The sequence below is a fragment of the Burkholderia reimsis genome, assembly GCF_003294055.1.
GTDB lineage: Bacteria > Pseudomonadota > Gammaproteobacteria > Burkholderiales > Burkholderiaceae > Burkholderia > Burkholderia cepacia.
Map to the genome: position 1 here is coordinate 98,814 of NZ_QMFZ01000021.1, position 22,650 is coordinate 121,463.

A 22,650-nucleotide genomic window follows, 5' to 3' on the forward strand; every position below is an offset into this window, starting at 1 on the left:
CCGGCCGTCCCATCGCGGCATTTGGCGCAACATCATGGCTCTAGCTAAACGCATCATCCCCTGCCTGGACGTGACTGCCGGGCGTGTCGTCAAGGGCGTCAACTTCGTCGAACTGCGCGATGCCGGCGACCCCGTCGAGATCGCCCGCCGCTACGACGACCAGGGCGCCGACGAACTGACGTTCCTCGACATCACCGCGACGTCCGACCAGCGCGACCTGATCCTGCCGATCATCGAAGCCGTCGCGTCGCAGGTCTTCATTCCGCTGACCGTCGGCGGCGGCGTGCGCGCCGTCGAGGACGTGCGGCGCCTGCTGAACGCGGGCGCGGACAAGGTCAGCATGAATTCGTCGGCGGTCGCGAACCCGCAGCTCGTGCGCGACGCGGCCGACAAGTACGGCTCGCAGTGCATCGTCGTCGCGATCGACGCGAAGCGCGTGTCGGCCGACGGCGAGACGCCGCGCTGGGAAGTCTTCACGCACGGCGGCCGCAAGAACACGGGCCTCGACGCGATCGAATGGGCGCGCAAGATGGCCGAGCTCGGCGCGGGCGAGATCCTGCTCACGAGCATGGATCGCGACGGCACCAAGTCGGGCTTCGACCTCGCGCTCACGCGCGGCGTGTCGGACGCGGTGCCGGTGCCGGTGATCGCGTCGGGCGGTGTCGGCTCGCTGCAGCACCTGGCCGACGGCATCAAGGACGGCCGCGCCGATGCGGTGCTGGCCGCGAGCATCTTCCACTACGGCGAGCACACGGTCGGCGAGGCGAAGCGCTTCATGGCCGACCAGGGCATTCCGGTGAGGCTGTGATGAATACGGAAACGAATGCATTGCCCGCGTGGCTCGACAAGGTCCGCTGGGACGACAACGGCCTCGTGCCGGTGATCGCGCAGGAGGCGTCGACGAACGACGTGCTGATGTTCGCGTGGATGAACCGCGAGGCGCTGGCGAAGACGATCGAGACCCACCGCGCGGTCTACTATTCGCGTTCGCGCAAGCGCCTGTGGTTCAAGGGCGAGGAGTCGGGCCACGTGCAGCACGTGCACGAAGTGCGGCTCGATTGCGACGAGGACGTCGTGCTGCTGAAGGTCGAGCAGGTGTCGGGCATCGCGTGCCACACCGGCCGGCATTCGTGCTTCTTCCAGAAATTCGAAGGCACCGTCGACAGTGGCGACTGGGTCGCGGTCGAGCCGGTGCTGAAAGATCCCGAACACATCTACAAATGACGCAATCGACCGAAGACACGCTGCTGCGCCTCGCGGCCGTGATCGATAGCCGCAAGGGCGGCGACCCCGATCAATCGTACGTATCGCGCCTGTTCCACAAGGGCGACGACGCGGTGCTGAAGAAGATCGGCGAAGAGGCAACGGAAGTCGTGCTGGCCGCGAAGGACGTGCGCCAGGGCGGCGCGCCGACCGCGCTGGTCGGCGAGGTGGCCGACCTGTGGTTCCACTGCCTCGTGATGCTGTCGCATTTCGACCTGAGCCCGGCCGACGTGATCGCCGAGCTCGAGCGCCGCGAAGGGCTGTCGGGGATCGAGGAGAAGGCCCTGCGCAAGCGTCGCGAGCGCGAGGAAAACGGCGGGTGACAGACCCTTGTCGCGGGATGGCCACAGTGCGGTAAGCTGTAAGAATTGTCATCTAACGGGGGTAGCATCATGACCGATACGCCAAGTCAGTTTCCGCCGCCGTCGGTGCCGGGGGCCGCGGACGCCGAACGCCTGAACGGGCTGCGCACGTTGACTCACGTGCTCTACGGCCTCTACGCGTTTCATTGGCTCACGGGCGGCGTCACGGGCATCATCGCGATCATCATCAACTACGTGAAGCGCGACGATGTGGCCGGCACGCCGTATGCCGCCCACTTCGAGTGGCAGGTCCGCACGTTCTGGCGCGCGCTGATCGCGTACGTGATCGGGTTCGCGCTGATGTTCGTGGTGATCGGATTCGCAGTGATGTTTGTCACATGGATCTGGACGCTGTACCGTATCATCAAGGGTTGGCTGTACCTGAACGACAACAAGCCGCTCGATCCGCAGGCCTGGTTCTGACCGGCCGCGCTCGGGCGTCTGCAGGAGCAACATGAGTCACGATCCGAATTGCCTGTTCTGCAAGATCGCGGCAGGCGAGATCCCGAGCACGAAGGTGCACGAGGATGACGAATTCGTCGCGTTCCGCGACATCCGCCCGGCGGCCGAGACGCACGTGCTCGTGATTCCGCGCCAGCACCTGCCGACGCTGTCGGCGGCGAGCGAAGCCGATGCGCCGATGCTCGGCCGGCTGATGCTGCTCGTCTCGCGTCTCGCTGGCCAGCTCGGCGTCGCCTATACGGGTGGCGAAACCGGTTTCCGTACTGTGATCAATACAGGCCCGGGCGGCGGGCAGGAGGTCTACCACCTGCACGCGCATATCCTGGCCGGCCCGCGCCCCTGGCAGCGGATGGGTTGACGGCGCGGGGCGTTTCCCCGCATCGATAGTCGAAGCCGGCACGTTGCCGGCGATTTGCGCCGCGTAGCGGCGTGGTTGAGGAGAGGTTTCATCATGGGTGGATTGAGCATTTGGCACTGGCTGATCGTGCTGCTGATCGTCGCGCTGGTTTTCGGTACGAAGAAGCTGCGCAATATCGGCAACGATCTCGGCAGCGCCGTGAAGGGTTTCAAGGACGGCATGAAGGACGGTGAAGCACCGGCTGACGCGCAGCAACTGCCGCGCTCGGGCTCGGTCGACGTCAACGCGAAGGAAACGACGCGTTCCGATTCGAACAAGGCGTAACGCCGGCACGCTGACAGGCATTCGCGATGCTGGATCTCGGTCTTTCGAAGATGGCGCTGATCGGCGTCGTCGCGCTCGTGGTGCTCGGCCCCGAGCGCCTGCCGCGCGTCGCGCGTACGGCAGGCGCATTGTTCGGCCGCGCGCAGCGGTACATCAACGACGTGAAGGCCGAGGTCTCGCGCGAAATCGAACTCGACGCGCTGCGGACGATGAAGACCGATTTCGAATCGGCCGCGCGCAATGTCGAGACGACGATTCACGACAACCTGCGCGAGCACGAAAAGGAACTGAACGACACGTGGCATTCCGCGGTTGGCGGCCTTGACGAAGCGTCGGGCAGCACCGGGTCCCATGATTCCGACACGCCCGCGGCGCCGTCGTGGCGAGGCAGTACGGCCGCGCTCGCGCCCAAGCGCCGCAACTGGCGCGTCAAGCAGGCGGCTGCGCCTGTCTGGTACAAGCGCGCGACCACCCGCCGCACGCACGTGCAGTCGGGCGCCGCGCGCGTCGCGCGCCACCAGCCGGCCAGCCTGCGCCGGCCGACGCGCTTCTTCTGAGCCGAGCGCATGCTCGCTCGTCAATCCTACCGAGGGCCGGTGTGAGCGACCCCCAGCAGAACCCGGGCGACGCCCCGGAAGAAACTTTCATTTCCCATCTCGTCGAGCTTCGCGATCGCATCATTCGCGCGGGGGCGGCCGTGATCGTCGTGTTCCTCGGGCTCGTCTACTGGGCGCCCGACATCTTCCGGCTGCTTGCGCGGCCGTTGATGGAGAACCTGCCGAAGGACGGCAAGATGATCGTCACCGACGTCACCGGCTCGTTCTTCGTGCCGATGAAGGTCACGATGCTCGTCGCACTGGTGATCGCGCTGCCGATCGTGCTGTACCAGATCTGGGCGTTCGTCGCGCCGGGGCTGTACCAGCACGAGAAAAAGCTCGTCGCGCCGCTCGTCGGCAGCAGCTACTTCCTGTTCCTGTGCGGGATGGCATTCGCGTACTTCCTCGTGTTCCCGACGATCTTCCGCGTGATGGCGCACTACAACGCGCCGCTCGGGGCGGAAATGACCACCGACATCGACAACTACCTGAGCTTCGTGCTCGGGATGTTCATCGCGTTCGGGGTCACGTTCGAGGTGCCGATCGTCGTCGTGCTGCTCGTCCGGATGGGCGTGCTGTCGCTGAAGAAGCTCAAGGAGATGCGGCCGTACGTGATCGTCGGCGCGTTCATCGTCGCGGCGGTCGTCACGCCGCCGGACGTATTCTCGCAACTGATGCTCGCGTTGCCGCTCATCGTGCTGTTCGAGATCGGGCTGCTGGCCGCGCGGTTCTTCGTGCCGAAGAAGCCGGCCGAGGAAGGCGAGGCGGGGAACGGCGAAGCCGCCGGCTGATGGCGGCGCGCCGGGCGATGCACGGCAGGCGGGTTTCCGGCCAGGCCTGAGCGGCCGGGTCGCATGGCCGGCCGGAGCGCGTGCGGCAAGGCCGGCGTCCCGCCAACGAAGGTCGTTCGATGCAAAGCAAAAGGGCAGCCTCCTGGCTGCCCTTTTTCGTTTCCGGCGGGAGTTCGGCACGCGGCCGTGTGCCGCCCGCCCGACGTCATTCGGTATCGCTGTCCTGCTCGTCGAGCGTCTGCTTCGGCGGCGGCGGGCGCTTGCCGATCACGACGTTCATGTCGAACTCCTTGCCCTTGCGGACGACGTGCACCTTGGTCGGCGTGCCCGGCTTGATCTGCGCGACCGTGTTCAACAGCTTCGTCGTGTCGGTGATGTCCTCGCCGTTGACCGAGACCAGGATATCGCCCGGCTTGATGCCGGCCTTGTCGGCCGGGCCGCCCTGCAGCACGCCGGCGACGATCGCGCCCGATTTCTGCTGAAGCCCGAACGATTCGGCGATCTCCGGCGTGACGTCCTGCGGCTCGACGCCGATCCAGCCGCGCGTGACCGAGCCCGTCGTGATGATGCTTTCGAGCACCGTGCGCGCGGTCGACACGGGAATCGCGAAACCGATGCCGAGCGAGCCGCCCGAGCGCGAGTAGATCGCGGTGTTGATGCCGAGCAGGTTGCCGTTCACGTCGACCAGTGCGCCGCCCGAGTTGCCGGGGTTGATCGGCGCGTCGGTCTGGATGAAGTTCTCGAACGTGTTGATGCCGAGGTGGTTGCGGCCCAGTGCGCTGATGATCCCCATCGTGACCGTCTGGCCGACGCCGAACGGGTTGCCGATCGCGAGGACGACGTCCCCGACCCGCGACTGGTCGGAGCGGCCGAGCGTGATCGTCGGCAGGTTCGTCATGTTGATCTTCAGCACGGCGAGGTCGGTTTCGGGATCGCTGCCGATCACCTTCGCGGTGGCCGTGCGCCCGTCGGCGAGCGCGACCTCGATCTGGTCGGCGCCATCCACGACGTGCTGGTTCGTTAGAATGTAACCTTCAGGGCTCACGATAACGCCCGAGCCGAGGTTGGCGGCCGGTTCGTCCTGCTGCTTGCGGGCGTTGCGGTCGCCGAAGAAGTAGCGGAACAGCGGATCTTTCGCGCGCGGATCGGGCGGCAGCGAGCCGTCCTTGCTGGAGAAGACGTTGACGACGGCCGGCATCGCCTTTTGCGCGGCTTCCGCGTACGACGTGGTCGCCGGCGCGCCGCCGATGCCCGGCGCGACTTCCCGCAGCGCAACGATCGGCGTGGCGAGCTGCTTGCCGAGCTGTCCTTGCCGTTGCAGCCATTGCGGCTTGAGCGTCACGACGATGAACATCAGCGCGAGCAGCACGGTAACCGCCTGCGCGAAGAACAGCCAGAAGCGTCTAAGCATCTGAATGGATTAGAGGTTTATATGGATCGGATCGAACTTGAATTGTACTTGAACAATACCCTTGAAACCGCGCGCTTCAAGGACTATTGCCCGAACGGCCTGCAGGTCGAGGGGCGTCGCAAGATCGAGAAGATCGCCACCGGCGTGACGGCGTCGGTCGCGTTTCTTGAAGCCGCACTCGAATGGGGTGCGGATGCCGTGCTCGTCCATCACGGCTATTTCTGGCGCAACGAGCCGCCGCAGATCACGGGCCGCAAGTATCAGCGCCTGAAGCTGCTGCTCGCGAACGACCTGAACCTGTTCGCGTTCCACCTGCCGCTCGACGCGCATCCCGAATTCGGCAACAACGCGCAGCTCGGCGAGCGGCTCGGGCTGATCGGCGAGCAGCGTTTCGGCGAAGGCGACCTCGGCTGGATGGCCACGCTGCCGATGCCCGTCTCGCTCGAGCACTTCGTCGCGAAGGTCGAGCGCACGCTCGGCCGCACGCCGCTCGTGCTCGGCGATCCGGACATGCAGCTGCGGCGCATCGCGTGGTGCACGGGCGCCGCGCAGAGCTATTTCGACGCGGCGATCGATGCCGGCGCGGACGTGTTCCTGACCGGCGAGGTGTCCGAACACGTGACGCACACGGCCGCGGAGAGCGGCGTCGCGTTCGTTGCGGCAGGGCACCATGCGACCGAACGCTACGGAATCCAGGCACTCGGCACCCACTTGTCCGAAGAATTCGGTATCGAACACCTTTTTATCGATATTCATAACCCGGTCTGAGTGCCGGATTTGCGGCAGCGCATCGAAATTTCTCAATGTAGCGGATGCTTAATAGTGAAATGATTTAATCGCTCCGATAGTGGGGGAAAACCCTTAACTATCAATCACTTCGAAGGGATTTTCATCTCCGGGCCTTGTAAATGGCGACTCCATTCGAGCAAACTAGCGGCGGAATGGAAAGTCGTGACGGAAAATCCAACTCAGAAGTGGGGCGTGTGATGCGAGACAAGGAAGAGAAACGCGTCGACAGCGGCCGCCGTACCTGGCTGATTGCGACATCCGTAGCAGGTGGCGTAGGAGGCGTAGCCACCGTCATACCTTTCGCGGCGTCGCTTGCGCCGTCCGCGAAAGCGAAAGCGGCCGGAGCACCGGTCGAGGTCGACATCAGCGGGCTGAAGCCCGGTGAAATGGTGACCGTGCCGTGGCGCGGCAAGCCGGTGTGGATCCTGAACCGCACCGACGCGATGCTTGCCGACGTGGTCAAGGCCGACAAGGAAGTGGCCGATCCGACCACCGAAAAGCCCTATACGATGCCGTTGCCCGCGTATTGTGCGAACGAATATCGCTCGCGGGCCGATCGCAAGAACATTCTCGTCGTGATGGCCGTGTGTACGCACCTCGGCTGCACGCCAAGCCAGCGCTTCACGCCGGGTCCGCAGCCGAACCTGCCGGACGACTGGCCGGGCGGTTTTCTCTGCCCGTGCCACGGTTCGACCTACGACCTCGCCGGCCGTGTGTTCAAGAACAAGCCGGCGCCTCAGAATCTCGACATCCCGCCCTACATGTTCACGTCGGCGACGACCCTCGTGATCGGCAAGGACGAGAAAGGAGAAGCGTGATGGCCGACAACAAGGAAGTCTCCACGACAGGTCTCACCGGCTGGATCGATCAGCGCTTCCCGCTCACGTCCACCTGGAAAAAGCACGTTTCCGAGTACTACGCGCCGAAGAACTTCAACTTCTGGTACTTCTTCGGCTCCCTCGCGCTGCTGGTGCTCGTCAACCAGATCGTCACCGGCATCTTCCTGACGATGAACTACAAGCCCGACTCGACGCTCGCGTTTGCGTCGGTCGAGTACATCATGCGCGAGGTGCCGTGGGGCTGGCTGATCCGCTACATGCACTCCACGGGCGCGTCGATGTTCTTCGTGGTCGTCTATCTGCACATGTTCCGCGGGCTGCTTTACGGGTCGTACCGCAAGCCGCGCGAGCTCGTGTGGATCTTCGGCTGTGCGATCTTCCTGTGCCTGATGGCCGAGGCGTTCTTCGGTTACCTGCTGCCGTGGGGCCAGATGTCGTTCTGGGGCGCGCAGGTGATCGTGAACCTGTTCTCGGCGATCCCGTTCGTCGGCCCCGACCTGTCGCTGTGGATTCGCGGCGACTACGTCGTGTCGGACGTCACGTTGAACCGCTTCTTCGCGTTCCACGTGATCGCGATTCCGCTCGTGCTGGTCGGCCTCGTGATCGCGCACCTCGTCGCGCTGCACGAAGTGGGGTCGAACAACCCGGACGGCATCGAGATCAAGGCGAAGAAGGACGAGAACGGCGTTCCGCTCGACGGCATCCCGTTCCACCCGTACTACTCGGTGCACGATTTCCTCGGCGTGTGCGTGTTCCTGATGGTATTCGCACTGATCGTGTTCTTCTCGCCGGAGATGGGCGGCTACTTCCTCGAGGCGAACAACTTCGTCCCGGCGAACCCGTTGCAGACGCCGCCCGAGATCGCGCCGGTCTGGTACTTCACCGCGTTCTACGCGATGCTGCGCGCGACCACCGACCCGTTCAAGATCGTCCTGATGATCGTCATCGCGCTGCTCGGCGTGCTCGCGCTGATCCGCGCGCGCGGCAAGTGGAAGGCCGGGTTGCCGTTGCTGGCCGCGGCGATCGTCGTCTTCATGTACCTGACGGAGTCGAAGTTCTGGGGCGTCGTCGTGATGGGTTCGGCGGTGATCACGCTGTTCTTCCTGCCGTGGCTCGACCGGAGCCCGGTGAAGTCGATCCGCTACCGGCCGCTGTTCCACAAGGTGTTCCTCGGGATCTTCGTCGCGGCGTTCCTGACCCTCGCATTCCTCGGCACGCGGCCACCATCGCCGGCGGCCACGCTGATCGCGCAGTGTTGCGCGCTGATCTACTTCGCGTTCTTCCTCGGCATGCCCGTCTGGACGCCGCTTGGCACGTTCAAGCAGCCGCCGGAGCGGGTGCGCTTCAAGCCCCATTAACGTGAGCGAGGAGAGAACGACATGAAGAAACTGCTTTCGACACTCGCGCTGATCGGGGCGACCGCGTGTGCGCTGCTGGTGGCACCGGCGGTGCGGGCGGAAGGTAATTTTCCGCTCGACCGGGCGCCCGATAACACGGAAAATCTCGTTTCGCTTCAGCACGGCGCGCAATTGTTTGTAAACTATTGCCTGAACTGCCACAGCGCGAACCTGATGCGCTACAACCGTCTGACGGATCTGGGCATATCCCAGAAGGAGATCGAAAAGAATCTCCTGTTCACGACCGACAAGGTCGGCAACACGATGTCCGTCGCGATGCGGCCTGAAGACGCGAAGAACTGGCTCGGCACCTCGCCGCCCGACCTGTCGGTCGAGGAGCGCGCGCGCGGCCGCGACTGGCTGTATACGTATCTGCGCAGCTTCTACCGCGACGATACGCGGCCGACCGGCTGGAACAACGCGGTGTTCGAGAACGTCGGCATGCCCCATGTATTGTGGCAACTGCAGGGGCAGCGCACCGCCAAATTCGAAGACAAGACGGACGAGGAGACGGGCGAGAAGGTCCATACGCTCGTCGGCTTCCAGCAGGTCACGCCGGGGACACTGTCCGCGGTGGATTATGATGCTGCGGTTGCCGACCTGGTGGCGTACATGACCTGGATGTCCGAGCCGGCTCAGCAGACCCGCAAACGCCTCGGCGTGTGGGTGCTGATCTTTCTCGGTGTCCTGACTTTCCTGGCCTGGCGGCTCAATGCCGCGTACTGGAAAGATATCAAGTAATCACGCCTGACCGGCGTGGGGCCGGCGCAAGGTGGACCCCGGAAGGAGGTTCGCCGCGTGCCGGCCCTCGGCTTTTTTGAGGAAACGCAAACATGATGGTTCTGTATTCCGGCACAACTTGCCCGTTCTCCCAGCGTTGCCGGCTGGTGCTGTTCGAGAAGGGCATGGACTTCGAAATCCGTGACGTCGACCTGTTCAACAAGCCGGAAGACATTTCGGTGATGAACCCGTACGGTCAGGTGCCGATCCTGGTCGAGCGCGACCTGATCCTGTACGAATCGAACATCATCAACGAGTACATCGACGAGCGCTTCCCGCACCCGCAACTGATGCCGGCCGACCCCGTGCAGCGCGCACGTGCACGCCTGTTCCTGCTCAACTTCGAGAAGGAACTGTTCGTCCACGTCAGCACGCTCGAGAACGAGAAGGGCAAGGCAGCGGAGAAGAATCACGAGAAGGCACGCCTCGCGATCCGCGATCGCCTGACGCAGCTCGCGCCGATCTTCGTGAAGAACAAGTACATGCTCGGCGAGGAATTCTCGATGCTTGACGTCGCGATCGCGCCGCTGCTGTGGCGTCTGGATCACTACGGCATCGAGCTGTCGAAGAACGCCGCGCCGCTGATGAAGTACGCCGAGCGGATCTTCAGCCGTCCGGCCTATATCGAAGCACTGACGCCGTCCGAAAAGGTCATGCGTCGTTGATGATGCAATGAAGGCAAGACGGGGAGGGCGGCGCGGCGTGCCGCGCGCCCGCTCCGGGTTCGAGGATTGTGATGCAAGAGATTTCAACGAAGCCTTATCTGCTGCGCGCGCTGTACGAGTGGTGCACCGATAACGGTTACACACCGCATATCGCGGTGAGGGTCGACAACTCGACGCGCGTGCCGCGTCAGTTCGTGCGTGACGGCGAGATCGTGCTCAACATCAGCTTCGAGGCGACGAGCCAGTTGCAGATGGGCAACGAGTGGATCGAGTTCACGGCCCGGTTCTCCGGGAAGGCGCACAAGATCGAGATTCCGGTTGCCAACGTGCTCGCGATCTATGCGCGCGAGAACGGGCAGGGGATGGCGTTCCAGGTCGATGCGGTTGCGGGCGAAGGCGAGGATTCGGGCGCGTTCGACGAAGAAGCCGCGCAGGCGGATGACGCGCAGCGCGACGAGTCGCCTGCTGCGTTGACGCCGGTTGCCGACCGCGGCGCGAACGAGGAACCCTCCGAAGGCGCCGACGAACCGCCGAAAACCGACGGCGATGGCGACGGTTCGAAAGGTGGCAACAGACCTCGCCTCAAGATCGTGAAATGAGGTAGAATCTCGCGCTACGCCGGCTTAGCTCATCTGGTAGAGCAGTTGATTTGTAATCATCAGGTGGCGGGTTCGAGTCCTGCAGCCGGCACCAACAAAATCAAAGGGTTACGCGAGTTTTCGCGTAACCCTTTTCTTTTTCATGTGCCGTGTAGGCTCTGTGTAGGCGTTTTCGATCAACGAAAGTCGACCTTGATGCGGCTGACGATCTGGGCATGTTGGTCTTTGCCGAAAAATGGCCGACGAGAGAGTTCCCGGCGGCCATGTCGCGCGTTGTTTTTCCGCGACTGTGTAAATCGTTTCAACCAGCAACGAGATAGAGCCGATGATGTTGGAAACCGAGCATCCTGATCGAGCGGCCAAGGAAGATTCATTACTATCGCAACCGTACGTCAGATTGAATGATCTGATCGACTGGGTGGGCGTGCACGGTGTCGAAATTTCGACCGAAATCGCGCAGCGCATCACGGCCTATGACACTCAGTGGCAGTTGGCGTTGGCGGCACAGCGTCGAACTCGGTCGATATTGTTTCCTCCCGAGCCGAAGTTGGTGAACATTTTCCGGCGCGGCACTGCAGCCGGATACCTATTCGAGGCATTTACCGAACTTGGTGAGTTCGAGCTAGTCTGGAAAAATCAACTGGTAACCGGGAATCCCCTTCGGCTACGGTCGGACGAACGGGACCGGGCGATGTCCATGTTGGGGCAGACGGTGCAAGATGCCCGACAGGTTTTCTGGGCGATTCTGAATGGTGAGCGACTATTCGATCCGGCGATATCGGTACGGTATCCCGTGGCGATGAGCCGGTCGGAGCGCGAGTGGTTCGACGCCCTTGTCTTTGAGACACAAGAAGTCTTACCGATCCTCTACCGCAATCCGATCGTTTCCGGCTCAGAATCTCAATCGCCACGGGACGGTGCTTGCGACGAGGAGGCAATGCCACCGGCTGCCCCCAAGCGACAATCCGCACATCCCGGCGGGCTAGACGAAAGAAAATTAGAAAAGCAGATAAAAGTCTACGGATTCATTCGCCGCTTACTGGACGAGGAAAACCAGCCGCGCTATATCACTTCAGGGGACATCGCCAAGTGCTTTGGCAGGTGCCTCGAGAAGACGTCGACCGAATGGTCCAAGATGTTGGGGGACGCGCCTGCATGGCTTGCGCCAGCGAGAATGTCCAACTTCGCTAAGGGAACAGAGGCCGTCTGGCATCCGGTGATGATCGCCAGCATGCTTGCTCAGGGTGTGCCAGTGAAGACTGGCCGTCGCGATGGGGAGAAGGGGGCTGGCCGGAAGATAAGTCTGCTGATTCTCGACAGGGTATTCGAAGCTCACGCTGAGCTTTCTGATTGGCGAGCCATGTGGGGCCGCGAGTCCGAACTGAATCGGGACTTCGATACCGCACGCTGCCGCGCGTGAGCGGCGTCTTCCGACCCATCAGCGCGCGTCCTCCCCCAGCCTCTGAAAATGCCGGTCCTGCGGTAATCCGGCAGGTTGACGTGCGCCTGCTACGGTGATTCGCGATGCGCCTCGTTGACGCACAAGGTTTTTGCCTACGGTGATCCGGCGCAAATATCACCGTAGATCACGCTTGCTCCAAGTCGCTCGCCCTTGATCGATCCACATCAATGGCGGCGACTTCACGAAATCGTTCTTATTAGGAGCAGCATGATGAATATGCAATGTGCGGCCGCAGCCACGGTTGACTGCGGCAACAATCCCAACCTGCAGGCCGCCGCGACGGAAGCGGTTATCGCTTCGTCCACGGCAGTGTCGGCCGCCTCGAGCGAGTTCTGGACGACGAACGAGGTCGCGGCCTATCTGCGCTGCGAGCCCCAGACGATCCGCAAGAACCTCAGCAGCATGGGGGCTCATCACGGCCTCAAACCCCGTCGTTTTGGCCGCCGCTGGTATTTCAAGGCGGCTGACGTTCGCGCATCGCTGATGGGGGCCTAACATGCATAAGAGGGGCATGTACGCCAGCGACTTCGCCGAGGCATTCGGCGATATTTTCAAAGACAAATCCGCAACGCAGGCCATCAAACCGGAGCGCCTGAACTTGCAAGATGCAGGTGACAACCGGCGTGACGAAACCAGGCGCTTGAGCATCGACGAGGTCAACGAGCTCAATCGGCATATCGCCGATACCTGGACTCCGGAGATGGACGAGGAAATTGAACGGATGACCCGCCAGGACAGGCTGGCTCGCTGTGCCAAATTGGCGGAAGAAAAGGCGATGCGCGCCTGGCAGCGTGCTCAACTGATGCGCCTTTTGAAGAAGGCGGTGGCCGTGAAGTTGCGCGGTGATGCACTGGACGTAGACGCCGAGCTGGCTCGAATCCGTGCCGCCCTCGCTGGCCTGGAACTGCACGAACTGAACGGCACGACCGAACTGCGCGCTATCCGTGCCCAACTGCGCGGGGCGTAATGCGGAACATGAATATGAAAAAAAACATCACCGAAGCAGGAAAGGTCGATATCGAGTCGCTCAAGAAGGCCGTCGGCGCACTCGAATCGCCCAAGGTCAAGCGCGACCGCGAGCGCGCCGAATTGTTCACCGAGCTGTACGAAGGCATTCGCGTGAAGCTCAATGCAGATGTGTCGAAGAGTTCGATCGTCAAAACGCTGGCCGAGTGCGGCCTATCGATCAACATCAAGATCTTCGACGAACTGCTGGAAGCCGAAGCGAAACGCCGTGGCGAGCCGGTGCCGGGCAAGGTGGCCTACGCCGCGGCTGCTATCGAGTCGGATAGCGCGCAGCAAGCCAGTGCAAACGAGGAGGGCAACTGATGCACACCCCCGCATATACGTCTGGCGGGGGCTATATGCCCTCGCCGAACTATAGCCAGCGGCAGTTCCTTGGCGACCGTAACACCTCGCCCGTATTCGGCCAGTTCGCGAGCGCACTCGACGCGGTGAGCGCATTGCCGCCGCGGCTGCGCAAGGTCGTCTGGAACCTGCACGGCACTTACGGGGTGCCTCTGGATATCGCGCTTGGCAATGTGCTCGGCGTATTGAGCTTCGTGTGCCAGGGTGTCAGCAACGTGCTGGACAGCAAGGGTGATCCCATGCCCCTGAGCACCATCGTGCATGTTGTCGGCGTGCCCTTTGGCGGTAAATCGGCAACCTTCGTGCGCCTGATGCGGCCGGTTCATGCGGCAATGGCCGACTGGCCGCATCAATGGGACTTCGACGACTCGACCCCGCAGGGCATCAAGCGGGTGTCGCCCGTGCTCGGGCTCTGCGGGTGCGAGGAAGGCGATGCGTTCTTCGAGACCACTTTCGGCAAGGACTTCGCGTTGCAGATTAGCCTGCGCGATGGATTTGTTCCCGTGGTCACGCGAGCGAAAGACGTGGGTGGCGATCGCAAGAAGAAGGCGCGGACGCGTTTCACGATCGTTGTCTTGATTCAGCCAGATCGTTACGACGAGTGGCTCGGCAAGCATCGCAAGAAAGGGCTGGGATCGGGCTTTCTTCAGCGTGTGTGGATGGTCCGGTCGAAGGAGGAAAGCAACAAGAGCGCGATCGGATGGTACCCGCAGGCCGACGGGGGGCTGGACGACTGGGACGAGACGGTGTCGGTCCTGCTGGACCGGGCAAAGTCCAATGGCGAGCGTCATCTCGCCAATCTGCCTGCACTTGATGTGGCCGTCGATGCTGGCTATGTGCTGAATCAGGCACAGCAGCAGATCGACTTCATGGTCGCACAGGGCGTGTTTCGTGAGGCCTCGGCGATGGCGAGGCGTTACCACGAGCGCGTGAGCGTACTGGCTGGCCTTTTCCAGCTCTACGAGGGTACAGGGCCCGTTATTGCGCAGGAATCGATGTTCGCCGCGACGGTCGTGGCTAACTATCTTACCGGCCAGTGGCTTGGTACCGTGCTTCCGCCCGAAGCGGAGCCCCAGGACGAACTGGATGCGTACGAACTCATGCCCAGGGTTGTCAGGGAAATGCGAGCGCGCAACATGTTCGGTATCCGCGAATCGGAAATCGTGACATTGGCAAAGAACATTAAGTGGATGCCGTCGCGCACCAAATTTGCTCTCATGGCGCTCTACGCTGCAGGCCAGCTCCGGCTGGTGCCGCGCACGATTAATGGCCGCCGCGTTGATTTCGTGGAACTGCCGGTCAGTTCGCCCTATATGCCGCCGCTCCTTTGATCATTCCATCGAGCCCCGTTTGCGTCTCGGCAAACGGGGCGTTTTGCCGGCCATACTGCGCCACACGGTATCGATTACCATGCGTCAAAACCCCTTCATGAACCTGCCAGAATTTTCGTCCAAAAGGTTCCACGAACTTGCCGCACACATTGATCGCAGCCTGAACTCGCACGTCGACCATGATGGTAGTGAATTCCTCTTGGACGGTCCGGGGATCGGATTTCTGGCAAGGCTCGACCGCCTCGTCTGGTTGTCGCAGACGGCCTGGTTTAAACCTTTTGTCGTTACGGACTCGATCTTCCAGGATCGTGCGGATGCAGCGCGGCCTTACGGCGAGACTAATCTCACCGACTGGATGCGGGACGCCAGAACTGCACATCCGAATACCTGGTCGACCGTCGCGGAGGAGATGGCACATATCCTGAACGCTATGTCCGCCCACCAATCGCTTTTTTCCGCATCGCATCCGGCAACCGGGCAGCTACTGCTCGCACCTCATCTGCGGTTGTTGATAGACGTGTTTTTCAGCCATCCGATCTGTACGTGTCTTGATCGCGATATCAATGGCCCTGTCGATTTCACGGGCCGCCTCCGTGCCGAGGTCTACAACGATTTTGTGGATCAATTCCGGGCGGCGATGGGCTCCCACAAGTCGCTTCGGCACGACCTGCACAACTGGACCTTGGGCAGCCGGGAAAACGATGCAAATGTGAGTGCCTATGTGGATGACCTGTTCGCGCAGCATCTGAGCTTGACCGTGCTGCACATCCGCCTGTTTCATTCGAAAGAGCGTCTAAACCCGCTTACGGCATCGGCGGCGGACCTGCATCGTGAGCTTCAGACGCTGCGGGCGTGCCGGACGCAATTCTTCGACCGGATGAGACGAAAGCCGGCACTGTTCACGGCCAACCCCGGGTACGTCTGGGCCATCATGCCGTCGTTGGAGGGCGGGTATGACCTATATCTTACGCTGCTGTTCGATACCGCCGATCTGCAAAGGGTACTCGACGACAAAGCGGTGGAAGCCAGTCAGGTCGGCGCGGCCCTTGAAGACCACGCCGATCAGATCGGCCGGTATTGGGTTACAGCGGCGACAGAGGGCAGGGGAGCCTATATTCGCAGCGACCGGAACCCCTGGGTCTATGGTCGGAACGGGGTGCATGGACAGGTTTGTGCCGGTGACGCCATACGGCGTGCAAGGCTCAAGGAAATGCTGGGCTATCTGGCGATGCGCCGCGCCCTGGTGCGCCTCAAGGACGAGCCTCGGGGAGAGTATTTTGGAATGCGCGAGCGAAAGGCGCGAGCCTCGCGCCGGTCGATCGGCGGAGGCGAGAAGGCGACGTAGATCCGCGTCGGCGCATGAGGAACGCGCCCGAAAAAACTGTATCCAAAACGCCTAAGCCATTGATTTCACTGGGTCGCTGATTTTTCCGGTTTCACGGGGGCCGGGCGTAAGGCCCCCGGGCGCTGATCGCCAAAGCGAGCTTTCTCTTCCTGTTTTGCAGAAAATCTCGAAGGAAGATTTGCAAGAAAGGTGGCGAAGAATTTGTTGTCCACATATCTGCGTACGCCATAGAATTTTCACGCGGCAGATCGTTGGAAAATTTCTCGTAGATTGTGGGTTGCGTTGCGCGATGATCCGCGGCGGGGCGCCACTTCAATTGGCGCTATCGGCCGTAGTGGAAATCCGAGCGGGCCGACGGCAGCGTTTAGACGTTTGCGATGCTCGTTGCCGTTCGTGATCGTCGATGATCGACATTATCGAGTGAACGTACTGGTCAGCAAGTGTCGCCTTCGAAAATTGGCCCTTCACTTTCTTGCGGCGATGCATCTTCGTCAGTACCCAAGACAGCGATTCTTCGACAACTCTTCGGTACAGGACTCCGCGAGCGAACGCGTTTCCTGTCGAGGGTACGCTGTCCTCCGTCAGTCAACGGAACGGGATAGGTGCGGATGTGAAATTGTCTCAGCGTTTCATCGCTATCGGCAGGCGTAGCCTGCCGGCTTTCCCACGCTCTATTCATGGCATTCGTTGACAGCATGTTACCGTCACGAAAGCTGCTGCCTTTGTGCGCTGTACTGTTCCCGATCTTCCTTTGACATGGCGCGAATCCGGGCTTGACCTAGGTGTCGTTCAGGCGACCGGCCGATACCCTGGTCCTCGAGCGTTCGATGATCGACGCGAGCCGCGTGGCCGTACTTCTCCAGCGCAGTGTTTTGCAGATCAGCGCATTTCTTTCGCGTAGCAATCAGCTCGTCGCGGAGTTCCATCCGGTTCTTCCCGCCACTACCTTTTTTGCGGCCACCGCGCTCGGGATGCTTCGCGTTGTAACGACGGAACGTCTGTTCAGGTGATCGCTCAATACCGTCTTCCTCGCGGTCGGAGAACATCAGGTGAACATGTGTGTTCGAGCCGCTTCCGAGTGCAGCATTCGGCGCGTGAATTGCATACTGGAAAGGCTTGTTGCCTACCAGCCCTGATATGATCTGCTCGACCAACTCCTTCTGTTGTTCGCGCGTGAGTTCGTCTGGCAGAGCGATTTCGTGTTCGCGGTATACGGCGCCATTGGCGCGTTCGTATTTATCGCCAGCCTTCCAGAACGCAGATGCATCTTCCTGTGCCCAGCTCGGCATGTTGCCCTGACCGGAGGCGACCAGATCCTCCTCACGTTTGTTGTGCTTGCCCTTTCTTGTGATGTATGCGCCGTGATCCATTGCGGAACCCTTCTTGCCGCTTTTGATGGTGTGGTGGAAACTTGCCATGGTGAAACTACCCTTTCTCGTGCGTGAATAAAAGACCAGCAAGCGCTATGTCGCTGGTCATGAGTGAGATGGGCAATTCACTGCGTTTTCACGTGTTCAGAGAGAAATGGTAAGTGCGCATCCTGATTCACCCTCTCCTTTACTAGCGACTGAGGATGGACACCCTTGTTCTACTAAAACTATTCTCTACCCATGACTGTGAATACTCATCTCACACCATGAGATGCACAGTAAAAAAATACTCAAGCATTAGAGAGACCGATGTCAAGCGATGCCGAAGGGAATGCGGTCTCGATGGCCGTGTCGAAGAGTGTCTAGCCGAACATGGCTCCGATAGGCGAGAAGAATACTTCGCGTAGCAAAGTGCCGTGATAGAGACGGCTCTCGAAGAGCACGTCAACGATCATTTACGCGCAGTTCATCGATCTCTGTGATGTCTGGACGCTGACCGTTATCAAATGGTCCTGGAGGGATTGAGCGTCACACATTACGAACGGCAGCCTGTCTTACGCGAGATCGATACTCAGTTTGAGCGACTTGCCCGGATGCCGGCTACTGAGCCGGACGCGCGAGCGGTACCTTGGCCAGATCATGAAGCACCTGGGGCCGCTACTCGTTGCCCTCACTCGACGTCGTCGGCAATTGGACTGAACAAGCCGCGAAGTCTCGTGCAATTGCGAGAGTCTTGATCGTGCCGATTGGATCGGCTCCGCACTTTCTCGGATGCAAAATAGCCGAGGATGCCGAATCCTTCCTGTTTGCCGCCGTTGCGTGTAACAAGTGCGGTCGCTGCGTAACCCGGTATCGAAAGCGAGGCCAGAGGCATGATGGTCGACTTTTTGTATTCCACGGGATCGGCGTGCATGGCTTTCTCTCCGTTTTCGCTAGCCCGGCAAGCGGACGCATATCGACGGCACCACGTGGCGATGATAGACCGGTGACCGACCGACGCCAACCCGTTTGTGCCCATCGTCTCGCCAACATGTCGATGACAAATCGCTGATCGGCGCTGAAGCTTGCCGCATCCACTGCGCCGGTGCGATCGACTTGTCGTTCTCGTCGGACTGGTGCAATTCGGAAACGGCTGAGCCGACCTCGCCAGACGCCGGGCATCGTTTCATACGGCGAGCAGGCAGCGAGTGGGTTGCGATAAGTTTCATAAAGTTTCAGAATGGCGCGTTTGTTTGTAACCCGTTTTTCGCCATGTCGAAACAAGCTCTGCTGGAAGCGCTGCGCGATCTCGAGCAACGGGAGGCGCCCGACACTGCGACAGCGCAGATCCGCCAGATCGAGCCCGAGATCACCGCGTTGCTTGATAAAGGCTTTACGCTCAGGAAGATCTGGACCCGCCTGGGGGAAGAAAGGCTGCAACTGTCGTTCAATGGATTCAAGTCCGCCTATTACCGGGCGCGGGATGCGGCCAACGCTGCACGGAACGATTCAGGGCCCGCCAAGGCGCAGTCCACCATACGTGGTGCCGGCACCGGCGAGCCGTACCTGTCAGTCGGCGCAAACCTTGACCGCGGGTTCGGTCGTGGCGATGTGTCGCAAACAGGTGACGTCGACACGCGGTTCGAAATGAAGCCATCGAAGACCTTTCCGAACGATGACAGCATTCAGATCGCAGACTTACCGACGGAGATCGCCCGGGTGCGCGACACGCTGAGATTCCCGTTCGACCTGCGCGGCTCGGGGATGGCCTTCGAGGCGTACATGCGTCGCGTCAATGCGTGGCTGGAAGCGCGAACGAACCGCGACGATTCGGGCGAAGCGCAGCAGATCGAAACGGGCCTGATTGCGGACTACCCCCGGGGGCCCGAGGATGTGCCCGATGAAGAGCATCGCGGTTACCTGTTCGAGGCATTTCAATTTCTGGCGAGAGCTGAACGGGCCGCGAAGCTGGGCGTGTGCGAGGAAGCGTGGTTCTTTTTGTCGTCCGCCAGATTCTGCCTTGGCAAAGCCGACGGTCACTACGCGGTCGCGCACGCGCGTATGACGCACAGTAAGCGGGCCTCGAAGGGCGGGGTGACTAGGGTCGTGAAGCTGTATGAAAAGACACGGAGCGAGTGCGCTCGGCTGCTGAAGGACCTGCGGCCGGATACAGGCTGGCGCACGCGAGATGACGCCATCAAGGCCGTCTTGCCCGAGCTTGAGGCGCCATTGAAGAAGCAGGGGAATCCGTTCGGCGACGTGTATGCGCTGGTTTCGACATGGCTCAACCGCGCCGGCGAGATTCGCGACGCGTACCAGAACGCAGCGAAATGATCGCCGCGACCCCGACGAACCAGGTTCCTGTGGGACTGGTCTGAGTGCGGCAACCACCAGCTAGATTTTCCTATTTCTGTCGTCGAGGCAAGACGGAAATCTTCCGCTGCTGCAAGCGCGTGCTCGCGGTATTTTTTTACTTCGGGCAGTCACTGCCCCAGTATCGAACGTGTCATTAGGCTCGACGGTTCCTTAACCGTGGAGATATTGACATGCAGCAAACCCACCTGAGTGACGACGCATCGGTCGAGTCTGCCGAGGAGCGCTACGGGTGCCCCGAAAAGGAAGCGCACCACGAACGTCTGCCCCTGCCGCCGTGCTCCATGTTGAGCATCAACTCGGCCCTGAACGGAATCGGGGCGAGCCGCGCAGACGTGGCATTTGCGAAGGCCGCCGAGCACCGCATCGGCCCCGCGGCGGGCATCCTGCAGGTCTTCGCCGAGAGCAGTCTGGCATTTCGCGATACCGCGTACGTGGTCGACGAATTGGGCAACAAGCATTCGCTCGCGATCGACTTGATGATGGTTGTCGCACCGCAGACGGGCCGGCGTCTGGCAAGGCGTATGCAGAAGCTCGCCTGGGGCTGCGGGGCGGAGGCCGTCCACAAGACGGCCATTTTCGAGGGCGAGTACGGCTTCAATGCACTGATGGCGCATCGCCGTGCTGCTGAACACGGGCGGATCGGTGCCTTGTCGGCTGGCGGCGCAATGCCGAGCCCGATCAGCGTCTATTGCGCTATCCCGTACGCGCCGGTGGCTGCTGGCATTGAGGCGCTCGGCGCAGACGGAGCGGATGCGCTGTCGTCGATGTTCGCTGTCTCTGATTTGCTGCCCTATCACGAAAACTACATCGACATGGAACCGGACCACGCAGAAACGCTCGCGAAGTTCGATGAGCAACTCGATGTGCCGATGCGCAAGAAGCGTCGCGCAATGTGCACCGGCCGCAATCTGGTGCCGCAGCGATTGACGCTGTCCTCGGGGGCTGCCCACATAGTGGCGAGCGAGCGCGAAGCCGCGCAGGCCTTTCTCGCCAAAAATGTATCGTGTCCTACGGCCTGCGCTGTCCCGGCGCGTCTGCCTGGAATCTTGTGCTCGATCGGTGGCCTGCTGCACCTGCTCGAGGGCGATGAAGGCTCGATCGTTTCCGAGGACACGATGGTGACCGCATATCTGCTCTCCTTGTTGTTCAGCGAAGAATTCGAGCGCGCGGTTACGCTGTCGTCGGCGTATCCGATCGAATACCCCGTCGCGCAGAAACTGTTCGGTGCGATGCGGCGTCTGGTTGCCCGTGACTATCAAGCCCGCCCGTGGCCGCCGTTTTTGATCTCGATGCGTGCGCTGTGTACCGAGGTCGTTCGCGACGATTTGACCGAAGCGCGGGTACGCCGTGTTGTCGAGCTCATGCGCGAATGGCGTTGGATTTGGGCGTTTCAGGATGGCGCTGACGCCGATATCGCACTCAAGTCGGATTACTTCGAACCCCTCACGCGCCCCCAGCGCTGATTTGTTGCTGCACGCCCGCAGGTTAGCCCTGCGGGTCTAATGCCGCTGTCCTTTCCCCATAATTACCTGCATATGCAGGCCGCGCAGCCAACATTTGGCGCGCCGCCTGATGCGCCATGAATAGGACCGTCTCAGCGCGTGAAGGCTGTCAGCTATGAATAAAATCAATCTCAATTCGTCGGTGGCCGACCCGCCGGCCGCGACCCGAAATTCGCGTATTTCGATGCCGCGTGCGATCTGGACGTTCGCATGGCTCATGGCGCTACTGCCCTCTACTGCTTCGCTGGGGATCACCGTGTACGGCGCGATGCTGCGTGCCGGTACGGTGACGGAGCAGATCTGGACTGTCGCGGTGTCGCTCGTGGCAGCGCTCTACATGTATCTTGCGCCGATGTTTTGGCGGTTCGCGCGGACCCGCACCCGCGCCGCGTTGATCGTCCTGTGGCTGCTCGCCGCGATCACGGTGTTGAGAGGGCAGGTGGACGTACTGGCGCTCGCGAACAGGCATGCGGCCGACGAGCGGGCGCAGACGGTCGCGGTAGTCGCGGTACCTACGGTCGCGACCGAGCCCGCCGATCGGAGCGTGACGGCGATCGAGCAGGACATCGCGAAGGTCAGTATCGACCTGGCGCACGTCGAAGCCCGTCACTGCGCGGGCGAATGCCGGGCTTTGCGTATTCGCAAGGCGGAGCTTTCGGCGCGACTCGCAGTGCTCAATGCCGAGGCGATTGAGGCGAAGCGTCGTGCGACCGAACGAGATTGGCTTCGCGACCAGGCCAGTCGTGCGGAAGAGCTGCGCGAGTCGCGCCGCGCCGAACCCGGTACTGCGCTGATCGCACCGTGGCTCGGCACGACCGAAGCGCGACTGGATGTGCTGATGAATTTCGTGCTCGTCGTCGTGGTCGAAGGCGCGGCTTGCTTCGGGTGGTACTTCGTGGGACTCGGGGTAGTCTCGGCTAGTCGTGCGGCAGTCGCGTCCGACCGAAGCGCGACTGTGTCGCAATGGGAAGCAGTCGTACCGATGCCGGAAGTGACGCCCGCTGGTCGTGTCGAGCAGTGCATGACTCACGTCGCGACCGTTGCCAAGGGAGAGCGGGTCGCGAGCGGCGTATGTCCCGATCCCATCATGTCGAAGGATGATCACCAGATCGCGAAGATCCACGAGGCGGTTGTGGCAGGTCGTCTGGAGCGCAATCTCGTATCGATCCGCAAATTCCTCGGGTGCGCGCAATCCGAGGCGAGCCGGTTGAACCGCCTGTACATTGAGCGCTTTGGCAAGGCGCGCGACCCGAGGATTGTGCCAATGTCGTGACAAGCAGC

At 61.6% G+C, this 22,650-nt stretch carries 26 protein-coding genes and 1 tRNA gene; 24 read left to right on the forward strand and 3 right to left on the reverse strand.

Annotated elements, in window-relative coordinates:
- Positions 1-34 precede the first annotated feature (34 nt).
- The 8 genes from hisF to tatC all read left to right on the forward strand — a co-directional run bounded on the left by hisF (position 35) and on the right by tatC (position 4,156).
- On the forward strand, positions 35-808 hold the full coding sequence (gene hisF / locus DPV79_RS23435; protein WP_011350732.1) for an imidazole glycerol phosphate synthase subunit HisF: 774 nt from the start codon (positions 35-37) through the stop codon (positions 806-808).
- Complete coding sequence (gene hisI / locus DPV79_RS23440) at positions 808-1,224, forward strand: phosphoribosyl-AMP cyclohydrolase (protein ID WP_021161852.1); 417 nt, start codon at positions 808-810, stop codon at positions 1,222-1,224. The genes hisF and hisI overlap by 1 nt, the downstream gene beginning before the upstream one ends.
- The gene (locus tag DPV79_RS23445; RefSeq protein WP_006485344.1) at positions 1,221-1,586 is read left to right on the forward strand and encodes a phosphoribosyl-ATP diphosphatase; all 366 of its coding nucleotides are present in this window, start codon (positions 1,221-1,223) and stop codon (positions 1,584-1,586) included. Before hisI ends, DPV79_RS23445 begins: the two co-directional genes overlap by 4 nt.
- Positions 1,587-1,655: 69 nt before the next feature.
- The gene (locus tag DPV79_RS23450; protein ID WP_113046588.1) at positions 1,656-2,048 is read left to right on the forward strand and encodes a DUF4870 family protein; all 393 of its coding nucleotides are present in this window, start codon (positions 1,656-1,658) and stop codon (positions 2,046-2,048) included.
- A 31-nt stretch (positions 2,049-2,079) separates the two neighbouring features.
- On the forward strand, positions 2,080-2,445 hold the full coding sequence (locus tag DPV79_RS23455) for a histidine triad nucleotide-binding protein (RefSeq protein WP_021161851.1): 366 nt from the start codon (positions 2,080-2,082) through the stop codon (positions 2,443-2,445).
- A 93-nt stretch (positions 2,446-2,538) separates the two neighbouring features.
- Entirely contained in the window at positions 2,539-2,769 is a 231-nt protein-coding gene (gene tatA, locus DPV79_RS23460) for a Sec-independent protein translocase subunit TatA (protein WP_021161850.1), read from the forward strand.
- A 26-nt stretch (positions 2,770-2,795) separates the two neighbouring features.
- A complete protein-coding gene (tatB, locus tag DPV79_RS23465) occupies positions 2,796-3,326 on the forward strand; it encodes a Sec-independent protein translocase protein TatB (protein ID WP_059491978.1) in 531 nt (176 codons plus the stop codon).
- A 41-nt stretch (positions 3,327-3,367) separates the two neighbouring features.
- Positions 3,368-4,156, forward strand: a complete 789-nt coding sequence (gene tatC, locus DPV79_RS23470; RefSeq protein ID WP_059491977.1) for a twin-arginine translocase subunit TatC — start codon at positions 3,368-3,370, stop codon at positions 4,154-4,156.
- A gap of 205 nt (positions 4,157-4,361) precedes the next feature.
- Here tatC and DPV79_RS23475 read toward each other — a convergent pair whose 3' ends face one another.
- On the reverse strand, positions 4,362-5,567 hold the full coding sequence (locus DPV79_RS23475; RefSeq protein ID WP_021161847.1) for a Do family serine endopeptidase: 1,206 nt from the start codon (positions 5,565-5,567) through the stop codon (positions 4,362-4,364).
- 21 nt (positions 5,568-5,588) lie between these two features.
- Between DPV79_RS23475 and DPV79_RS23480 the strand changes: the two genes are divergently transcribed.
- The 13 genes from DPV79_RS23480 to DPV79_RS23540 all read left to right on the forward strand — a co-directional run bounded on the left by DPV79_RS23480 (position 5,589) and on the right by DPV79_RS23540 (position 16,142).
- Positions 5,589-6,335 carry a Nif3-like dinuclear metal center hexameric protein gene (locus DPV79_RS23480; protein ID WP_113046589.1) on the forward strand — a complete coding sequence of 249 codons (747 nt, stop codon included), beginning with the start codon at positions 5,589-5,591 and terminating at the stop codon, positions 6,333-6,335.
- A gap of 218 nt (positions 6,336-6,553) precedes the next feature.
- Positions 6,554-7,174 (forward strand): ubiquinol-cytochrome c reductase iron-sulfur subunit, encoded by a 621-nt coding sequence (gene petA / locus DPV79_RS23485; protein ID WP_011350741.1) that lies wholly within the window; start codon positions 6,554-6,556, stop codon positions 7,172-7,174.
- A complete protein-coding gene (locus tag DPV79_RS23490) occupies positions 7,171-8,553 on the forward strand; it encodes a cytochrome b (RefSeq protein WP_113046591.1) in 1,383 nt (460 codons plus the stop codon). Before petA ends, DPV79_RS23490 begins: the two co-directional genes overlap by 4 nt.
- Before the next feature lie 21 nt (positions 8,554-8,574).
- Positions 8,575-9,333, forward strand: coding sequence for a cytochrome c1 (locus DPV79_RS23495; protein WP_021161843.1), 759 nt, complete (start codon positions 8,575-8,577; stop codon positions 9,331-9,333).
- Positions 9,334-9,425: 92 nt separating this feature from the next.
- A complete protein-coding gene (locus tag DPV79_RS23500; RefSeq protein WP_006400565.1) occupies positions 9,426-10,037 on the forward strand; it encodes a glutathione S-transferase N-terminal domain-containing protein in 612 nt (203 codons plus the stop codon).
- 71 nt (positions 10,038-10,108) lie between these two features.
- Complete coding sequence (locus tag DPV79_RS23505) at positions 10,109-10,636, forward strand: ClpXP protease specificity-enhancing factor (RefSeq protein ID WP_027788532.1); 528 nt, start codon at positions 10,109-10,111, stop codon at positions 10,634-10,636.
- Between the two features lie 18 nt (positions 10,637-10,654).
- Positions 10,655-10,730 (forward strand) — tRNA-Thr (locus DPV79_RS23510).
- A gap of 231 nt (positions 10,731-10,961) precedes the next feature.
- Complete coding sequence (locus DPV79_RS23515) at positions 10,962-12,056, forward strand: hypothetical protein (protein ID WP_113046593.1); 1,095 nt, start codon at positions 10,962-10,964, stop codon at positions 12,054-12,056.
- A gap of 249 nt (positions 12,057-12,305) precedes the next feature.
- On the forward strand, positions 12,306-12,593 hold the full coding sequence (locus tag DPV79_RS23520) for a helix-turn-helix domain-containing protein (RefSeq protein ID WP_244321800.1): 288 nt from the start codon (positions 12,306-12,308) through the stop codon (positions 12,591-12,593).
- A gap of 16 nt (positions 12,594-12,609) precedes the next feature.
- Positions 12,610-13,065 (forward strand): hypothetical protein, encoded by a 456-nt coding sequence (locus DPV79_RS23525; protein WP_133295705.1) that lies wholly within the window; start codon positions 12,610-12,612, stop codon positions 13,063-13,065.
- A gap of 14 nt (positions 13,066-13,079) precedes the next feature.
- Positions 13,080-13,427, forward strand: a complete 348-nt coding sequence (locus DPV79_RS23530) for a hypothetical protein (protein ID WP_244321801.1) — start codon at positions 13,080-13,082, stop codon at positions 13,425-13,427.
- Complete coding sequence (locus DPV79_RS23535; protein WP_113046597.1) at positions 13,427-14,797, forward strand: DUF3987 domain-containing protein; 1,371 nt, start codon at positions 13,427-13,429, stop codon at positions 14,795-14,797. Before DPV79_RS23530 ends, DPV79_RS23535 begins: the two co-directional genes overlap by 1 nt.
- Positions 14,798-14,894: 97 nt before the next feature.
- Positions 14,895-16,142 carry a hypothetical protein gene (locus DPV79_RS23540; RefSeq protein WP_244321802.1) on the forward strand — a complete coding sequence of 416 codons (1,248 nt, stop codon included), beginning with the start codon at positions 14,895-14,897 and terminating at the stop codon, positions 16,140-16,142.
- Between the two features lie 704 nt (positions 16,143-16,846).
- On the opposite strand, the gene DPV79_RS23545 is transcribed toward DPV79_RS23540, so the two are convergent.
- Both DPV79_RS23545 and DPV79_RS42205 read right to left on the reverse strand, forming a co-directional pair.
- Positions 16,847-17,560, reverse strand: coding sequence for a MobA/MobL family protein (locus DPV79_RS23545; RefSeq protein WP_113046599.1), 714 nt, complete (start codon positions 17,558-17,560; stop codon positions 16,847-16,849).
- 622 nt (positions 17,561-18,182) lie between these two features.
- Positions 18,183-18,425, reverse strand: a complete 243-nt coding sequence (locus DPV79_RS42205; protein ID WP_133295706.1) for a hypothetical protein — start codon at positions 18,423-18,425, stop codon at positions 18,183-18,185.
- A 338-nt stretch (positions 18,426-18,763) separates the two neighbouring features.
- Between DPV79_RS42205 and DPV79_RS23550 the strand changes: the two genes are divergently transcribed.
- The 3 genes from DPV79_RS23550 to DPV79_RS23560 all read left to right on the forward strand — a co-directional run bounded on the left by DPV79_RS23550 (position 18,764) and on the right by DPV79_RS23560 (position 22,642).
- Positions 18,764-19,825, forward strand: coding sequence for a hypothetical protein (locus tag DPV79_RS23550; protein ID WP_113046601.1), 1,062 nt, complete (start codon positions 18,764-18,766; stop codon positions 19,823-19,825).
- Between the two features lie 212 nt (positions 19,826-20,037).
- The gene (locus DPV79_RS23555; protein ID WP_113046602.1) at positions 20,038-21,330 is read left to right on the forward strand and encodes a hypothetical protein; all 1,293 of its coding nucleotides are present in this window, start codon (positions 20,038-20,040) and stop codon (positions 21,328-21,330) included.
- Positions 21,331-21,484: 154 nt separating this feature from the next.
- The gene (locus tag DPV79_RS23560) at positions 21,485-22,642 is read left to right on the forward strand and encodes a hypothetical protein (protein ID WP_133295707.1); all 1,158 of its coding nucleotides are present in this window, start codon (positions 21,485-21,487) and stop codon (positions 22,640-22,642) included.
- The last annotated feature ends 8 nt before the right edge of the window (positions 22,643-22,650 follow it).

Bases quoted from the DNA above. Each gene is read 5' to 3' on its own strand.
- hisF (WP_011350732.1), top strand. From the start codon at position 35: ATGGCTCTAGCTAAACGCATCATCCCCTGCCTGGACGTGACTGCCGGG.
- hisI (WP_021161852.1), top strand. From the start codon at position 808: ATGAATACGGAAACGAATGCATTGCCCGCGTGGCTCGACAAGGTCCGC.
- DPV79_RS23445 (WP_006485344.1), top strand. From the start codon at position 1,221: ATGACGCAATCGACCGAAGACACGCTGCTGCGCCTCGCGGCCGTGATC.
- DPV79_RS23450 (WP_113046588.1), top strand. From the start codon at position 1,656: ATGACCGATACGCCAAGTCAGTTTCCGCCGCCGTCGGTGCCGGGGGCC.
- DPV79_RS23455 (WP_021161851.1), top strand. From the start codon at position 2,080: ATGAGTCACGATCCGAATTGCCTGTTCTGCAAGATCGCGGCAGGCGAG.
- tatA (WP_021161850.1), top strand. From the start codon at position 2,539: ATGGGTGGATTGAGCATTTGGCACTGGCTGATCGTGCTGCTGATCGTC.
- tatB (WP_059491978.1), top strand. From the start codon at position 2,796: ATGCTGGATCTCGGTCTTTCGAAGATGGCGCTGATCGGCGTCGTCGCG.
- DPV79_RS23475 (WP_021161847.1), bottom strand. From the start codon at position 5,567: ATGCTTAGACGCTTCTGGCTGTTCTTCGCGCAGGCGGTTACCGTGCTG.
- DPV79_RS23480 (WP_113046589.1), top strand. From the start codon at position 5,589: ATGGATCGGATCGAACTTGAATTGTACTTGAACAATACCCTTGAAACC.
- petA (WP_011350741.1), top strand. From the start codon at position 6,554: ATGCGAGACAAGGAAGAGAAACGCGTCGACAGCGGCCGCCGTACCTGG.
- DPV79_RS23495 (WP_021161843.1), top strand. From the start codon at position 8,575: ATGAAGAAACTGCTTTCGACACTCGCGCTGATCGGGGCGACCGCGTGT.
- DPV79_RS23500 (WP_006400565.1), top strand. From the start codon at position 9,426: ATGATGGTTCTGTATTCCGGCACAACTTGCCCGTTCTCCCAGCGTTGC.
- DPV79_RS23505 (WP_027788532.1), top strand. From the start codon at position 10,109: ATGCAAGAGATTTCAACGAAGCCTTATCTGCTGCGCGCGCTGTACGAG.
- DPV79_RS23515 (WP_113046593.1), top strand. From the start codon at position 10,962: ATGATGTTGGAAACCGAGCATCCTGATCGAGCGGCCAAGGAAGATTCA.
- DPV79_RS23520 (WP_244321800.1), top strand. From the start codon at position 12,306: ATGATGAATATGCAATGTGCGGCCGCAGCCACGGTTGACTGCGGCAAC.
- DPV79_RS23525 (WP_133295705.1), top strand. From the start codon at position 12,610: ATGTACGCCAGCGACTTCGCCGAGGCATTCGGCGATATTTTCAAAGAC.
- DPV79_RS23530 (WP_244321801.1), top strand. From the start codon at position 13,080: ATGAAAAAAAACATCACCGAAGCAGGAAAGGTCGATATCGAGTCGCTC.
- DPV79_RS23535 (WP_113046597.1), top strand. From the start codon at position 13,427: ATGCACACCCCCGCATATACGTCTGGCGGGGGCTATATGCCCTCGCCG.
- DPV79_RS23540 (WP_244321802.1), top strand. From the start codon at position 14,895: ATGAACCTGCCAGAATTTTCGTCCAAAAGGTTCCACGAACTTGCCGCA.
- DPV79_RS23545 (WP_113046599.1), bottom strand. From the start codon at position 17,560: ATGGCAAGTTTCCACCACACCATCAAAAGCGGCAAGAAGGGTTCCGCA.
- DPV79_RS42205 (WP_133295706.1), bottom strand. From the start codon at position 18,425: ATGCACGCCGATCCCGTGGAATACAAAAAGTCGACCATCATGCCTCTG.
- DPV79_RS23550 (WP_113046601.1), top strand. From the start codon at position 18,764: ATGTCGAAACAAGCTCTGCTGGAAGCGCTGCGCGATCTCGAGCAACGG.
- DPV79_RS23555 (WP_113046602.1), top strand. From the start codon at position 20,038: ATGCAGCAAACCCACCTGAGTGACGACGCATCGGTCGAGTCTGCCGAG.
- DPV79_RS23560 (WP_133295707.1), top strand. From the start codon at position 21,485: ATGAATAAAATCAATCTCAATTCGTCGGTGGCCGACCCGCCGGCCGCG.